Annotated in this window: 15 protein-coding genes; 3 read left to right on the forward strand and 12 right to left on the reverse strand. The window is 40.1% G+C overall.

Translation table 11 applies throughout. The features are described from left to right. From ABWK04_08680 to thrS, 7 genes are all read right to left on the reverse strand, one after another. Positions 1-1800: endonuclease MutS2 (locus ABWK04_08680; protein MEZ0361948.1), on the reverse strand; the 1800-nt coding region annotated here is incomplete at its 3' end. Between the two features lie 27 nt (positions 1801-1827). Further along, positions 1828-2586: a DUF3108 domain-containing protein gene (locus ABWK04_08685; GenBank protein ID MEZ0361949.1), complete on the reverse strand. Its 759-nt coding sequence runs from the start codon at positions 2584-2586 to the stop codon at positions 1828-1830. Then, complete coding sequence (locus ABWK04_08690) at positions 2550-2873, reverse strand: tetratricopeptide repeat protein (protein ID MEZ0361950.1); 324 nt, start codon at positions 2871-2873, stop codon at positions 2550-2552. Before ABWK04_08690 ends, ABWK04_08685 begins: the two co-directional genes overlap by 37 nt. Further along, complete coding sequence (locus ABWK04_08695; GenBank protein MEZ0361951.1) at positions 2860-3540, reverse strand: thioredoxin family protein; 681 nt, start codon at positions 3538-3540, stop codon at positions 2860-2862. Before ABWK04_08695 ends, ABWK04_08690 begins: the two co-directional genes overlap by 14 nt. Before the next feature lie 32 nt (positions 3541-3572). After that, on the reverse strand, positions 3573-4235 hold the full coding sequence (locus ABWK04_08700; protein MEZ0361952.1) for a lysophospholipid acyltransferase family protein: 663 nt from the start codon (positions 4233-4235) through the stop codon (positions 3573-3575). Continuing rightward, positions 4214-5002, reverse strand: a complete 789-nt coding sequence (locus ABWK04_08705; protein MEZ0361953.1) for a universal stress protein — start codon at positions 5000-5002, stop codon at positions 4214-4216. The genes ABWK04_08700 and ABWK04_08705 overlap by 22 nt, the downstream gene beginning before the upstream one ends. Further along, the gene (thrS, locus tag ABWK04_08710) at positions 4999-6912 is read right to left on the reverse strand and encodes a threonine--tRNA ligase (protein MEZ0361954.1); all 1914 of its coding nucleotides are present in this window, start codon (positions 6910-6912) and stop codon (positions 4999-5001) included. Before thrS ends, ABWK04_08705 begins: the two co-directional genes overlap by 4 nt. Before the next feature lie 21 nt (positions 6913-6933). Between thrS and ABWK04_08715 the strand changes: the two genes are divergently transcribed. Continuing rightward, positions 6934-8247, forward strand: a complete 1314-nt coding sequence (locus tag ABWK04_08715; GenBank protein ID MEZ0361955.1) for a nucleotide sugar dehydrogenase — start codon at positions 6934-6936, stop codon at positions 8245-8247. Here ABWK04_08715 and ABWK04_08720 read toward each other — a convergent pair. From ABWK04_08720 to murC, 3 genes are read right to left on the reverse strand one after another with little or no spacing between them, the layout of a single operon-like run. Next, positions 8242-8727 (reverse strand): metal-binding protein, encoded by a 486-nt coding sequence (locus ABWK04_08720; GenBank protein ID MEZ0361956.1) that lies wholly within the window; start codon positions 8725-8727, stop codon positions 8242-8244. The genes ABWK04_08715 and ABWK04_08720 overlap by 6 nt on opposite strands. Further along, positions 8714-10366, reverse strand: coding sequence for a single-stranded-DNA-specific exonuclease RecJ (gene recJ, locus ABWK04_08725; GenBank protein ID MEZ0361957.1), 1653 nt, complete (start codon positions 10364-10366; stop codon positions 8714-8716). The genes ABWK04_08720 and recJ overlap by 14 nt, the downstream gene beginning before the upstream one ends. Beyond that, entirely contained in the window at positions 10363-11721 is a 1359-nt protein-coding gene (gene murC, locus ABWK04_08730) for a UDP-N-acetylmuramate--L-alanine ligase (GenBank protein MEZ0361958.1), read from the reverse strand. The genes recJ and murC overlap by 4 nt, the downstream gene beginning before the upstream one ends. 40 nt (positions 11722-11761) lie before the next feature. Between murC and ABWK04_08735 the strand changes: the two genes are divergently transcribed. Continuing rightward, the gene (locus tag ABWK04_08735) at positions 11762-12634 is read left to right on the forward strand and encodes a class I tRNA ligase family protein (GenBank protein ID MEZ0361959.1); all 873 of its coding nucleotides are present in this window, start codon (positions 11762-11764) and stop codon (positions 12632-12634) included. Next, on the forward strand, positions 12627-12806 hold the full coding sequence (locus tag ABWK04_08740) for a hypothetical protein (GenBank protein ID MEZ0361960.1): 180 nt from the start codon (positions 12627-12629) through the stop codon (positions 12804-12806). Before ABWK04_08735 ends, ABWK04_08740 begins: the two co-directional genes overlap by 8 nt. Here ABWK04_08740 and ABWK04_08745 read toward each other — a convergent pair. Next, positions 12791-13369, reverse strand: a complete 579-nt coding sequence (locus ABWK04_08745) for a pentapeptide repeat-containing protein (protein ID MEZ0361961.1) — start codon at positions 13367-13369, stop codon at positions 12791-12793. The two genes, ABWK04_08740 and ABWK04_08745, sit on opposite strands and share 16 nt — an antisense overlap. Continuing rightward, on the reverse strand, positions 13366-14253 hold the full coding sequence (locus ABWK04_08750; GenBank protein ID MEZ0361962.1) for a 2-oxoacid:ferredoxin oxidoreductase subunit beta: 888 nt from the start codon (positions 14251-14253) through the stop codon (positions 13366-13368). Before ABWK04_08750 ends, ABWK04_08745 begins: the two co-directional genes overlap by 4 nt. Between the last annotated feature and the right edge of the window lie 6 nt (positions 14254-14259).

A 14259-nucleotide genomic window follows, 5' to 3' on the forward strand; every position in this document is an offset into this window, starting at 1 on the left:
TTCCTTTATAAACTCTCTGATCTTTTGTCTCTCCTTTGCACTTTTTAACAGCTCTTCGCCTTCTTTCATGAGTTTATCCAGGTATTCAAGGGCATCCTTAAGAACTTTCTCCCATCCCTGCTCTTTTTGCCTTTCAAGCTCATAAAGGAGTTTCTCTTGCTCCTTTTTTATCTTTTCTAACTGGATCTTTAAACTCTCCACCTGTTTCAGTTTCTCTTCGTATTCTCTTACATAATTTTCCAAACTTTCCTTTGCTTGCATATATTCCTTTGAGCCTTCTGGAAGTTTCTTTTGTGCCATCTTTAGAACTTCATAAGGTATTCCGTAGCGTTTTGCTATCTCAAAAGCCATACTCTCACCAACCGTGTTGTACAGTATTGTGTAAAGAGGATCTAAAGTTTGCATGTCAAAGGATACACTAGCTGGAGTATAATAGTCGGAGTTGATCGCATAGAGCTTTATAGGTGTGTGATGCGTTGTAGCAAACACATACGCACCTTTCAAACGCAGGTACTCTAAAAGCCCTATTCCTAAGGCTGAACCCTCCATCGGATCCGTACCTGCACCAAGTTCGTCAAGTAAGACCAGTGATCTGTCGTTGACAAGCGGTAGAAACTCCCCTATGTTGGATATATGAGCGGAAAAAGTAGAAAGATTCTGCTGTATACTCTGCTCGTCACCTATGTCAGTAAATACATTCTCAAAAATGGGTAATTTGCTATCACTACTTGCGGGAATGGGAAGAGCACACTGAAACATCAAACAGCAAAGTCCAAGAGTTTTGAGAGCTACAGTCTTACCACCAGTATTTGGTCCTGTCAGGAGCAGTCCCCTTTTTTCCGAGAGAACTATATCTATAGGTATAACTTTTTCTTTTAAAAACACTAAAAGCGGATGCTTCACCTCCTTGAGTTCTATCCTTTCTCCCAAGTTTATCAATTTTCCATCAGTAAGCTTAGAAAACTTAGCTACGGCTTTCAGAAAGTCCACCTTCACAAGCGCCGCAAAGGCATCGTGAAGCCTACCTGCATGCTCACCTATATACGAAGTCAGCCTCCTGAGTATCCTTTTGACTTCATCTTCTTCCTCCCCCCTTAAGGTTATTAGGTTGTTGTTGAGTTCAACCACATTGTGTGGCTCTATGTATGTTGTAAAGCCGGAAGATGAAGTACCGTGAACTATGCCTATTATCTTTTTAGCTTCTGCGGTTTTAACGGGAAGAACGTATCTATTGTTTTTAAAGGCTACAAATTTATCGGAGAACAAACTTGAAGCATCTGGTCTTGAAAGTAGACTTTCAAGCCTTTTCATCACTTCCTTTTCCACGCTTCTTATCTTTTGCCTTATTGTGCTTAGCTCTTCACTTGCTGAATCTTTTACAAAACCCCTGAGATCTAAAGATGATTCTATTAAGCTTTCAAGGTTAGAAAATAAATGAAGATTTTTTACAATGGTTTGAAGGTGCGTATAGGTGCTTACGTAACTGCCTATAACTTTTCTAACTTCCCTTATGAGTTTTATAACCTTCAGAAGGGAAAGTATCTCATCTACACTTAATACGGCATCCTTTATTGAAGCTTTTTTTATAAGCTCCTCCACATCGTCAAAGGGGTAAATGGGTACATCTTCCTGTATCTTCATAAAGTCAGCGGTGACATTTATCTCTTTTTTTAAATGTTCCGCATCCCTTATGGGTTTTAGCCCATCTATAAACCTCTTTGTGGCTTTGGAGCTTGTAAACTCCTTTATCTTTTCCAACACCTTAAAGAACTCTAACCTCTCTAAGTCTTTGTCCCTCATCCTTAAGAAATAATGATAACGTAAGCATTATTTTTTTAACACTCTTCTGAGGAGTTGCGTATCTCCCTCCACTTTGGTTAGGATAGCCTCAGTACTACCTATCACAAAACTCAACTGCATCTTAACAGGTATGTATGTTTCCTCGTCTAACCATAGATACCACTTACCTTTAGGCTTCAAAAGTCCCTTCGTGTTTATGTTAGGATACACTTCAACAACTCTCGTATTGAAAATGCCTGCAGGTGTTTCCGTATACTCTCTCTTTATTACAGAGTAAGGAAGTACGTAATCCTTGTCGTCATAAAACATGAGGATGGTTCCGTAGCTTTTTATTGCGGAGTCCCTGTAGAGCAAAAGGCTCGCAGTATAAGGTTCTACATAGTTAGAATACTGGTAAACTTTATCCTCACTCCGTTCAACCTCATCGCTGAGCTTTTTGTACTTTATTTCCTTCACGTATATCTTTCCATTTTTGAATACGTACTCCTGATACCTTTTAAACTCTCCTTCCTCTTGATAATATTTAAAATTTATAGGACTTAGCGGATTTTTCTCTATTATAGCTTGTCCTCTGTTGTACACTCTCTTTACGAGCTTCCCCACATTTATTGTCTTTACTGTACTTGATACGTATAGGTCAGTACCTTTATCCTCATAAGTTATGCACGTTTCAGCAACCGGTAAAAAGAAAAAATAAGCTCTGTAGCATGCGGTAAGCTCTTCAGCCAATGACAACAGAGGTAAAAGGATCAGAAAGAGTATAGCCTTTTTAAGTCTTCCAGCCAAGATCTCATCTCCTCCGCCATGGACAGATGGTTATGTTTTAAAGCCTTTTGTATACCTTCTTCAAGCGTATTTATGGCTTTCTCGTACTGCCCCATCTCTTCGTAACATTTGGCAAGTAGCTTGTAACCTGCACCTTCATCCTCCTTCATCTTCAGATAAGTTTCCATGTGTTGGGCTGACTTTTCGTAATCTTTCCTTTTTAGGTACTCAATGGCTAAAGAATAGTGTACCATAGGATTGTTCGGGCTTTTTTTGAAAAGCTCAAGAAAATACTCAAGCCTGTCCATTTACTGCTTCCCTTTTCAACTTTTCGTATGCGGATATGATGTATCCTAAAAAGGCATTTTCTGGCTGTGCACCTACAAACTCTACCAAACCTTTGTTGATCACTATCTTAGGCACACCGACAACCTGAAATCTCTCAGCGAGATCCACATTTTCGCTTGCATCCACAATAATAGCTTTTATGTGGTCATTTGCTATGGCAAAGTTCATAGCGGTAACGGCGGCTGATGGACAGTAACCGCAGGATGTTGTCACAAACACCATAATTTCAATAGGTTTATCCACGGTTTTGAGCATATCAAGTGTCTTCTCAGAAAGCTTAGGAACCCTCTTAGATACCTGGATTATACCTTGCACAAGTGTGCTAAACTCAAGACCTGCAGGTAACCCTACATACCTGATACCGTAATCTTTATCCCCTTCTATCACTATGGTGGGGACACGATCAATATTATAGACTTGGGATATATCCCTATCTAAAACAGGTGAGTAGATGCTGAGTTCTATCTTTTCAGGCTCTACCTGTGATACTTCTTTGAGAAGCTCCTCTGCTACGGAACATGTCTCACAGCCTATAGCCTGAGAAAATAGCTTAAGCTTTACTTCCTTTTCAAGCTCCTTGGAAAGTATGTCTTTGAGCTGAGATCTCACTTCAAGGCTCAAAAGCATATTCACACCTCCTTAAGAATATAATTATTTTCTTAAATATAACCCTTTATTTCCTCTTGTCCATGTTTTGAGAGCCTCTTTATTTCCTCCATTATAATATTTGATGCTTCTCTGTATCCTCTCAGGTTATCTTCCAAAAAGTCATACCTTTTGGGTTTTCCTATGTAAACGCTTATCGGGTGTCCTATTGAGGGTATTTTTTTGCCTCTGGGCAGAACCTTGTCAGTTCCATCTATGTAAATAGGTACTACGGGTTTTTGGCTCTTTATAGCAAGCAGTCCAACCCCAAGTTTAGGCTTTAAAAACTCTCCTGGGTTTGCTCTTGTTCCTTCGGGAAATACGCAAAGGTTACACCCTCTATTTAGAAGCTCAAGGGAAAGTTCAAGGGCTTGTATATCTCCGGATCCTCTCTTTATGGGTATAGCTCCCATGTGTGGCAAAAGAGGACCCAAAAAGGGTATCTTAAAAAGCTCTTCCTTAGCTATAAAGGTAAGGTGTTTTGGGAAGACGGAATTCAATACTGGTGGATCAAGATAGCTTCTGTGGTTGGATGCTACTATATAGCTATCTTTGGGAAGATTTTTAAGTCCGTAAACATTTATCCTAAACAGATTTCTAAAAACCATTTTCACGACCGGACACATGGGTGCAAGAAATACCTTTGAAAACAGGCTTATAGGACAATCAGTGGGCATTTTACACTCCTTAAAAGATAGCGTGATACGCTACCTACGATTTTAGCCATTCCTTTACCTCTTTTACTCATAAGCGTGAGTCCGTATCTTTCCGAGTTTATATGTTCAGAAAGAGAGCGATATGGATCTCCTTCAAGGAAGAGAATATCAAGTTCCAGCTCCCCGAAGGTTTCTTTAAAAAGGTGAATAGCCTCATCCTTTTTGTCTTTTACCAATCTCAGATACTCGTCAAAGGTTAGCTTGTCTTTCAATCTTTCTGTGTTTAAAGCGTGTAAAAGTCTAAATTCTATAGGAAAGTGAGTCTTCAGATATTTTAGAAATTCCAACTGTTTGATGGACCTATCAGAAAAGTCTAATGGAACACATACTGCATTAATCTGAGGAGAGCATCCATCTTTGTATACCCATACCCTTACATTATCTATAACTTTTTCCGATAGAGATCTGCCTAAAAGCTGTCTTTTATACCTTACAAAAGCTATATCCACATCGTACCCGGAAAGTATCCTGTCCACAGTCTTATCTGCGGGTTCAAAGCTCACGTAAATCTCAAACCCGTCAAAGTATTCCTTCACGAACTCGTTCACCTCATCGTAAATCCTCTTTTCCTGCCTCTGCGCTATATAACCCAAAGGGTCGGACAGAAAGTCCCTTGAGAACACTATCAATGGTTTTAAGTTGAGTTTTTTCAAAATATAGCTTGCGTACTCTAAAAAACCCTTTTCTTTTTCGTCCATGTTTATATATACAGCTGGTTTATTTATCATGTCGCCTTTGTTCTTATCTTCTCTTTTACGAGCTTTACAAAATCATCAAGAGGCATACTACCTAAATTACCGTCCCTCTTACTCCTCACGGATATTTTACCCTCCTTTAATTCCTTGTCACCTATAACTATAACGTAGGGTATCTTCTGAAGCTCCGCATCCCTTATTTTTGCACCCAATCTTTCTTGATTATCATCCGTTTCAACTCTCAGCCCTTCATCTTTTAGCTTTCGCTCAATCTCTTTTGCATAATTGATATGCTTTTCCGATATAGGTATGATCCTTATCTGTATTGGAGAAAGCCATACAGGGAGCGTACCTGCGTAATGTTCCAAAAGCACTCCGGTAAATCTCTCAATAGATCCCAGAAGCGCCCTGTGTATCATATAAGGTCTGTGTCTCTTATTGTCAGGACCTACGTAGGTCATGTCAAAACGCTCAGGTAAATTAAAATCAAATTGTATTGTTGAACATTGCCAGAGCCTTCCTATGGCATCTTTTATCTTCACATCAATTTTTGGACCGTAAAAGGCTCCTCCACCTTCGTCTATCTGGTAGTCAATCCCCATAACTTCTACAGCTTTTTTGAGCGATCTTTCCGCAAGCTCCCACTGTTGCTCTGAACCAATAGCATCAATAGGTTTTGTGGATATGTAAACTTTGAACTCGTTAAAGCCGAAATCTCTCAGCATAGAAATTGCAAACTCAAGTGTTTCGTATATGACACCTTCCACCTGTTCAGGTGTACATATTATATGAGCATCATCCTGGGTGAATCCCCTCACTCTCATAAGTCCGTGCAGAACACCTGACATTTCGTATCTGTACACAGTTCCCAGCTCCGCAAGTTTTAGGGGGAGTTCACGATAACTTCTTACCCTACTCTTGTATATAGCTATATGAAAAGGACAGTTCATAGGTTTTACAAAGTACTCCTCATGTTCCACTTGCATGGAAGGGAACATGTTGGGTTTGTAATAATCAAGGTGTCCGCTTATTTGCCAGAGCTTTGCGTTTCCCATATGGGGTGTATAAACAAACTGGTAGCCTCTCTTTTCGTGTTCTTCCTTCCAATAATCCTCAAGTACCTTTCTGTAGGCGCCTCCCTTTGGAAGCCACAAAACAAGACCTGGACCTACATCATCATCTATGAGGAAAAGTTCTAACTCCCTTCCAAGCTTTCTGTGATCTCTCTTTTTTGCCTCCTCATAAAAATTGAGCCTTTCCTGTAATTCCTTACTATCCCAAAAAGCCATACCGTAGATCCTTTGGAGCATAGGTTTTGAAGCATCCCCCATCCAATAAGCTCCGCTTAGGTGAGTGAGTTTGAAAGCACCTGTCATGCCTGTTGATGGTAAGTGAGGTCCTCTGCATAAATCCACAAAGTCGTTTTGCTCATATACAGATATAACATCTTCCGGGCTTATGCGTTCAATGATATCAAGTTTGTACCTTTCTTTGAGTTCTTCAAAGAGTTTTTTGGCTTGCTCCCTGTCAATTTCTCTCCTGAGTATAGGATAATCTCTCTGTATTATCTCTCTCATCTTCTCTTCTATCTTGGGAAGGTCTTCCTCGCTAAGTCTCACACCTTCTATCTCCACATCGTAGTAAAAACCTTCCTCAGTAGTGGGACCAACACCGAGATGAACTCTGTCTTTACCGTAAATCTCCTTAAGCGCTTGTGCCATTATATGAGCCAAAGAGTGTCTAAGTATTTCCAGACTTTCAGGATCATCCCTGTATATTGGTATCACATGAGCATCCTTCCTTATAGGTGTTTGAAGGTCGTATACCTTACCGTCAACCTTCCCACCTAAGGCATCTTTTATGCCAGCCTTTTTATATATCTCTCCCAGTGGTGTACCTTTTTCTACTTCGTAAACTTTATCGTTTATTATCACCCTTATCATGTTTTAATAGTATATAAAATGATGCTTGAGTATAGTAGTCTACTTGAAGGTAGAGAAAAAATTTGCGTGGTGGGTATGGGTTATGTAGGTCTTCCGCTTGCAGTTGCTTTTTCTAAGCACTTCAAAGTTATAGGTTATGACAGAAAGGCTTCAAGAATAAAGCAACTTATTTCTGGTCTGGACATCACGGGTGAGCTTCGTAAAGAGGAAATTCTCAACTCAGGTGTTGAGTTCACAGATGACGAAAGGCGTATATCCGAAGCTAAGTTCATAATAGTAGCTGTGCCTACACCTGTTGACAAGCTGAAAAATCCGGATCTTTCTTTTTTGAGGGATGCGTCAACTACAGTGGGAAGATATTTGAGAAAAGATAGCGTTGTAGTATACGAGTCCACCGTTTATCCTGGAGCTACCGAAGAGGTTTGTGTTCCTATACTTGAAAGGGAAAGCGGACTAAAATGGAGGAGGGATTTCTTTGTAGGATATTCACCTGAGAGGGTAAACCCCGGTGATCGGGAACATACTGTAGAAAATATCGTGAAGGTCGTTGCAGGAGATACCGAAAACACTCTTGAGCTGGTGGCATCCGTTTACGGCAAAATCATAAAGGCTGGCATCTATAAAGCGCCTGATATAAGGACTGCTGAAGCTGCAAAGGTCATAGAGAATATACAAAGGGATATAAACATAGCCTTAATGAACGAGCTTTCCATGATCTTTCATAAATTAGATATTGACACAAAAGAGGTTTTAAAAGCCGCAGGTACTAAGTGGAACTTTTTAAAATTTGAACCCGGACTCGTAGGTGGGCATTGTATACCCGTAGATCCATACTATCTGGCACATAAATCTTTACAGGTAGGGCATGTTCCTGAGCTTATTCTGGCTGGTAGGAGGATAAACGAAAGTGTACCTTCTTATATAGCCTATCAGACGGTTAAACTCCTCATAAAAGGCGGTAAAAGTATAAACTCGGCTAAGGTTTTGCTTATGGGTATAACCTTTAAAGAAAATGTACCCGACATAAGAAACAGCAAAGTTTACGAGCTTTATAGAGAACTTGAGGATTTTGGTGTAAAGGTTTACGTGTATGATCCGGTAGCTAACGATGAAGAAGTAAGACAAGAGTATGGCATAGATCTTTTGAAGGACATAAAGGCACACAAACCCTATGACTGTGTTATACTGGCAGTCAAACACGACACCTTTTTGGAGAGCTATGATCTGTCCTTTTACAAGTCGGTAATGACGAAACCTTATATACTCGTTGATGTAAAGGGTATTTATGATAGAAATACAGCTTTTAAAGAGGGTTTTATATACTGGAGGCTATAATAGGCGTTTAAGAGTAAACAAAAAATCAAGAAGCACGTGCAGTATCTCCGATACAATAAGACCCAGAAGAAAGTAAAAACTTGATTCGCTTTTAGCAAGATATCGAAAGAAACCTTCAAGATCAATTGATAGCAGTATACGGGAAAGCTCAGGACTCACATAACTGAAAATGCCTACCAGAAAAAAGTAAAAAAACAGTACCACGAGGTTTAGATAAATGAGTCTTAAAAAAGTTCCTACGATAGGTATATGGCTCGTTCCTCTATGTTTTGAACGTTTTTGATAAGGCAACCATAGGACTTTTAAGTACTTCCATCTCTTAGATGGTTTGGAATGTTTAAGATCAATATCAGGAGAAAGGAAAAAAGTACCTACAATGTAGCCTAAGCTAAAGGGAAGATAGAACTCCTTAGGTATGAAGTAAAGGGACAATGGGAGCAAAAGCAGGTTTACCATGTCGTGACTTTTACCCAAAGCCATCGCTATCCTCTATATCTAAGAGGTTAAAGACTTTACCTCTTCTCGTATCTATGCTGTAAACTATCCTCTTATTTGAGGATAGCACTCCTTGTATCTTTTTTCCCCAGATGTTGTTATAACTGATGAAAGTTATGTTAGGGTATGCCTTTAAAATTAACCTACCGTTATTTGTTTCCACTTTTTCAATCCTGAGAGGATCAGACACAAACACGGGCTGTGGAAAACCTTCGCCGTAAGGCTCAAGCATCTTAAGACTTCTGACTATAGCTTCATCTACATGTAGAGGATTAAGAAACATATCTATGTAAAGTCGTGGTTCTTCCCTCTTTATTTCCGAAAACACTTCGTCAATCATCCTCTCAAAATTGTTCAAATACTCGATCTTTATAGTTAAACCCGCAGCACCTGTATGCCCTCCCCATCTTATAAACATGTGTGAGAGTTTTTTCAACCCTTCGTAAACATTTATACCTTCCACGCTTCTTACGGAAGCTGTTGCAAACTCTTTCCCTACTGAAAAGACAGCTGAAGGCTTTGAAAGTGTACTTGAAAGCTTACCTGCCACTATACCGGCTACACCGCTTGCCCATTCACCCATACGCACAACCAGAAAATTTCTCTCTCTCTGAGAGTGTATTTCACTCATAGCTCTTTCAAAGGCTATACTGGAGATATACTTTCTGTACTCGTTTGCTTCCTCTACCTTTCTGAACCACATCCTTGCAGTGGCTTCATCCTTTGAAAGTAAAAGATTCATCGCTATCTTTGGTTTGGAGACTCTGCCAGGTGCGTTAAGCCTCGGAGCTATGGAAAAAGTTATGTCCCTTGAGGTGATCTCATCTCTTATGCCTATACCTTCTATTAAAGCCTTTATACCGTATGCTTTGGTTTCTCCTCCTGTCATTATGTAGTTGAGCATCCTTATACCGTTAGATACGAGTATGCGGTTTAAAGGATTCAAAGGCATAACATCTGCGAGAGTACCTATGGCTGTGAGGTAAAGGTAATCTCTTACATCTATGTCTATCTCAAGCTCTTTTCTCAACCTTGCAACCAGATAAAAGCTCAAAGCTACGGAGGATATCTCTTTTAGTTCATCGGGTGTAGTTTGATCTATCTTAGGGTTTACTATCAGCGCTTTGGGTAATTCCTCATGGGGATTATGATGGTCTATTATGATGGTTTCTATCTTTGAATCTTTTAATTCCTCAATGGCTGTTGTGCCATTATCAACCGTTATAAGAAGCTGTGCATATTTGGCAAAAGTGTCCACCATCTCTTTACGAAGTCCGTAACCCGTCTGTCTTGTGGGGAGTACGGAGTAAACCTTTGCACCAGCTCTCTTTAAAAAGTCATACAGTATAACACTTCCCGTCACACCATCCACATCATAGTCCCCATAGATAATTATCCTTTTGCCCTCTTTTACGCTTCTTACTATCTTTTCCACAGCCTGTTCTATGTTTGGTATGAGGTAATAGGGTAGGAGGTTTTTGAGCCGGTTGTCAAACACCCTATCATCTAAGTTTCTGTTGGCGAGTATTTGAGCGATCAGGTATCCATACTTTTCCTGCATATCCTTCTGTGGAGTTATCAGCTGGCTCAGGATAACCCACTCCCTTCCAGATATGCCTCTCATATCTTTACAGGCTCCAAAAATTCCTCACACCATTTGGATATACTTCCAGCACCCATAAAGAGTATCACATCTGTGTCTCTTGCTTCCCTTCTGATGGCATTGAAAAGCTCAGCTCTGTCTTCAAAAAAATTGCATCCTGCAAGTTTTGCTAAAACTTCCGCCGAGACACCGTAAAGATTTTCCTCACCTGCGGAGTATATATCCGTTAAAAAACATACATCGGACTCTTTTAAAACTTGGGCAAACTCCTCAAGGAGGTAATAAGTCCTTGAATACCTGTGAGGCTGAAAAACGAGTAGAAGCCTTTTTTTCGGATACATCTCCCTGAGTGCGCTTATAACCGCCTTTATTTCTGTAGGATGGTGTCCATAATCATCGTAAACTAAAGCACCATTGAAGTAACCTTTGAACTCAAGCCTTCTTTCCGCATTTTTAAAGGTCTCTAAGGCTTTTTTTATTGTATCTACAGAAATCCCCATCTGCAAGCTGACCGCCACACTTGCAAGGGCATTATACACGTTGTGCCTTCCAGCTACTGAAAGTTTTATCCTTTCTAAAGGTTTTTCATAAAAATAAAGGTCAAACTGGTAACACCCCCTTTCAATATTTATGCTTCTTGCCATCACATCAGATGATTCCTTTATACCAAAGGTTATCAGGCGCCTCTTGACCTTCTTCATCACATCTTTAGAGTTCTCGTCATCCGCATTCATAACGCAAAACCCGTAAAAAGGAACACTGTTTGCAAACCTCAAAAAAGCAGATTTTATCTCTTCAAGATCCTTATAGTATCCCAGGTGTTCTCTGTCTATATTGGTTATTACAGCCACTGTCGGCATAAGCTTTAAAAAAGAACCGTCGCTCTCATCCGCTTCAGATATGATAAGGTCATCTTTTCCAAATCTTGCATTCCCACCAAATTTTTGCAAAACACCACCTATGATCACTGTAGGATCGTATCCAGCATCATGTACTATGTGCGCTATCATAGAGGTTGTTGTAGTTTTTCCGTGAGAACCACAAACCGCTATACCCTCCCTTATTCTGAAAAGCTCGGCTAACATTTCCCCCCTGGATATTGTTGGTATACCCATCCTTTTTGCTTGAATTATCTCCGGATTGTCTTCAGATACAGCGGATGAATAAACTACCACATCCACATTCTCCACATTTTCAGGCTTATGTCCAATGGAAATCTTAGCTCCCTTTTTTCTCAAAAGCTCCACGTTCTTGCTCTCCCTAAGATCGGATCCCGAAACTTTATAACCCATCTCAAGAAGTACCTGAGCTATCCCACTCATGCCTATACCACCAATACCCACAAAGTGAAACCTTCTTATCCTTTCTCTGAACATCCGAATTAAAATTATAAAGGTAAGGTGGTAAAATAGAGTTATGAAGATCGGAGAATTTCTGAAGGAGCATAACCTTTCCGTTGGGGATAACTTCAGATTTCTTCTTGAAAAACTCGGTATGTATGACGAGCGATTTGTGAAAGAGTTAGAAGATCAAATAGGCGAACCTGCTAAGATGTCCAAATCCAAAGCCAACACTGTGGACCCGGAAGAAGCTATAAAAGCTTACGGTGCTGATACCATAAGACTATACATTCTCTTTGCGGGTCCTGTAGAGAAGGATTTTGAATGGACGGATGAGGGTGTACAAGGAGCTTACAGATTTTTGAGAAGACTCTGGAACTATTTTCATAAATACCTTGAAGATATTGCACATGTGAATTACACAAAAGATGAGCTTTCAGGTCTTGATGGCAGCGCGAAGGAAATAAGGAGAAGAACACACCAGACTCTGAAAAAGTATCTTTCCGATATGGAAGATCTGTCCTTTAATACAGCTATCGCCAGCATAATGGAGCTGATGAATACGCTTCAGGACTTTGATCCAAAGCAAGAAAGCGATTTCAAAGCTTTGAGGGAAAGTATTGAGATCATTCTCTTCATGCTTTATCCGATCACTCCCCATATATGTGATGAGCTATGGAGCAGGCTAGGACAAAAAAAATCAATGGCTTTTTATCCTTTCCCTCAGCCCGACGAGGAAGTTATAAAGATAGAAGAACTTGAGATCCCGGTACAGATAAACGGGAAACTAAGAGCGCATATAAAGATTCCCGTAGAAGCAAGTGAGGAAACTGTAAAATCCATAGCCCTTTCAAACGAAAAAGTCAGTAAGCTCTTGGACGGCAAAGAGCTAAAGAGGATCGTCTATGTTAAGAATAAACTCCTTAATTTGGTGGTGAAAGATGGATAACCTTTTGGCATGGCTTCTTTTTCTGGTAAAACTGATCTTTGCGATGTTTTTAATAGGTATTCCTCTACTTTTAATAATCGTATTCTTAGCCAATGCCCTTTACAAAAGGGTAATTCCAAGGTATGAGAAACTAAAAGAGGGAAAGATTAAGGAAGATCAATCAAAACCATAGCTCTCAAATTCGTTCCATGATGATGGAGGGTTCTCCCCACCCCATGGTTTTTTACCGTAAAAGATGGATCCCTCGTCTTTTATGTTGTCAAAAGTGGTATTTCTGAAACTTACCTTTCTGAGATCGGCATATGATACATCAACGTCTTTCAATAGTGTATTTTCAAAAGTGGATGACCTTACATATGAGTTTTCGAAAGAGGAGCTAAGTATCTGTGTATTTATAAACTCTCCGTCAGGTATCTGACAAACCGAAAGATCACACTTCTCTATAAAGCATCCCATAAAACTCGCCTGTCCCATGAAAGCTCTGGAAAAGGATGAGTTGGTGAGGCTGCACCTTATAAATTTAGCTCTCTGCAGATTTGCATAGTTAAAAATGCATTTATCAAGCAGGCAGTCCTGAAAGACGACCTCACCTAAAAAGGCTTCTGAAAAGTCAACATCTATAAGCGTACATTTTGTGAATCTGGCGCAGGTAAGTGTAGAGGCTCTAAAACTTCCCTTTTGTAAAATCAGGCTCTCAAACTCCCTAAACGAAAGGTCCAGATCTTCGTAATTCATATAGCCTTAGGTTTGCACACATCTATAATAGTTTGCACATCTTCCACAGGTTTGTATCGCCTTTTTACAGACATCATTCTATCTTCGTATGTTTCCATCTGTACTTTGTAAAATACACCTATAGGCACCGGGGCATTCGGGTCGTAATAGTGATCCAGATCATGAAAGGCAAGATCAAGAGCTTTTCTGTAGTCTGATGGATCGTGTCCTTGCTCGTTGATGTCTTTCACTTTCCCTTTATAATACTGAAAGGTATCCACCTTGTTGAAAGTGGGACATGGTGATATTACGTTTACAAAAGAAAATCCCTTATGCATTATAGCCTGCTTTATTATCTCCGTCATATGTTTTAAGTTCCCAGCGTAGGTCTGAGCGACAAAAGTAGCACCATAAGAAAGCATAGTAGCTATAGGATTTACAGGTCTATCAATAGAACCGTATGGGGTGAGAGAACCGTAAAGTCCCTCCCTTGACGTAGGTGATATCTGGTTTTTCGTTAGACCGTAAACCTGATTATCCATACATATGACAGTTATATCTATGTTTCTACGAGCTGCGTGAGGATTATGCCCAGCACCAATGGAAAATAGATCTCCGTCACCGGTTTCTACTATCACTGTGAGATCGGGTCTTGCCAACTTAATACCTATAGCTATAGGGATCGCTCTTCCGTGCAAGGAGTGTACCGAGTAGTTTTTAACAAAAAGCGGAAGCCTTGAAGAACACCCTATACCAGAGACTGAGACTATGTTTTCTGGTTTCAAACCAAGTTCCGAATAAGCTCTTGTCAAAGCTGCCACCACGCCAAAATCACCACACCCAGAACACCAAGTGGGTTCTACATCGCTTTTGTAGTCTGCAGGTCTCAGATGTACTTCCAACATAATTCA

The organism is Hydrogenobacter sp. (genome assembly GCA_041287335.1).
Classification (GTDB): domain Bacteria; phylum Aquificota; class Aquificia; order Aquificales; family Aquificaceae; genus Hydrogenobacter.

Excerpts from the sequence above, each read along its gene's own strand:
- ABWK04_08690 (MEZ0361950.1), bottom strand. The coding sequence starts at position 2,873 with ATGGACAGGCTTGAGTATTTTCTTGAGCTTTTCAAAAAAAGCCCGAAC.
- ABWK04_08695 (MEZ0361951.1), bottom strand. The coding sequence starts at position 3,540 with ATGCTTTTGAGCCTTGAAGTGAGATCTCAGCTCAAAGACATACTTTCC.
- ABWK04_08700 (MEZ0361952.1), bottom strand. The coding sequence starts at position 4,235 with ATGCCCACTGATTGTCCTATAAGCCTGTTTTCAAAGGTATTTCTTGCA.
- ABWK04_08705 (MEZ0361953.1), bottom strand. The coding sequence starts at position 5,002 with ATGATAAATAAACCAGCTGTATATATAAACATGGACGAAAAAGAAAAG.
- thrS (MEZ0361954.1), bottom strand. The coding sequence starts at position 6,912 with ATGATAAGGGTGATAATAAACGATAAAGTTTACGAAGTAGAAAAAGGT.
- ABWK04_08715 (MEZ0361955.1), top strand. The coding sequence starts at position 6,934 with ATGCTTGAGTATAGTAGTCTACTTGAAGGTAGAGAAAAAATTTGCGTG.
- ABWK04_08720 (MEZ0361956.1), bottom strand. The coding sequence starts at position 8,727 with ATGGCTTTGGGTAAAAGTCACGACATGGTAAACCTGCTTTTGCTCCCA.
- recJ (MEZ0361957.1), bottom strand. The coding sequence starts at position 10,366 with ATGAGAGGCATATCTGGAAGGGAGTGGGTTATCCTGAGCCAGCTGATA.
- murC (MEZ0361958.1), bottom strand. The coding sequence starts at position 11,721 with ATGTTCAGAGAAAGGATAAGAAGGTTTCACTTTGTGGGTATTGGTGGT.
- ABWK04_08735 (MEZ0361959.1), top strand. The coding sequence starts at position 11,762 with ATGAAGATCGGAGAATTTCTGAAGGAGCATAACCTTTCCGTTGGGGAT.
- ABWK04_08740 (MEZ0361960.1), top strand. The coding sequence starts at position 12,627 with ATGGATAACCTTTTGGCATGGCTTCTTTTTCTGGTAAAACTGATCTTT.
- ABWK04_08745 (MEZ0361961.1), bottom strand. The coding sequence starts at position 13,369 with ATGAATTACGAAGATCTGGACCTTTCGTTTAGGGAGTTTGAGAGCCTG.
- ABWK04_08750 (MEZ0361962.1), bottom strand. The coding sequence starts at position 14,253 with ATGTTGGAAGTACATCTGAGACCTGCAGACTACAAAAGCGATGTAGAA.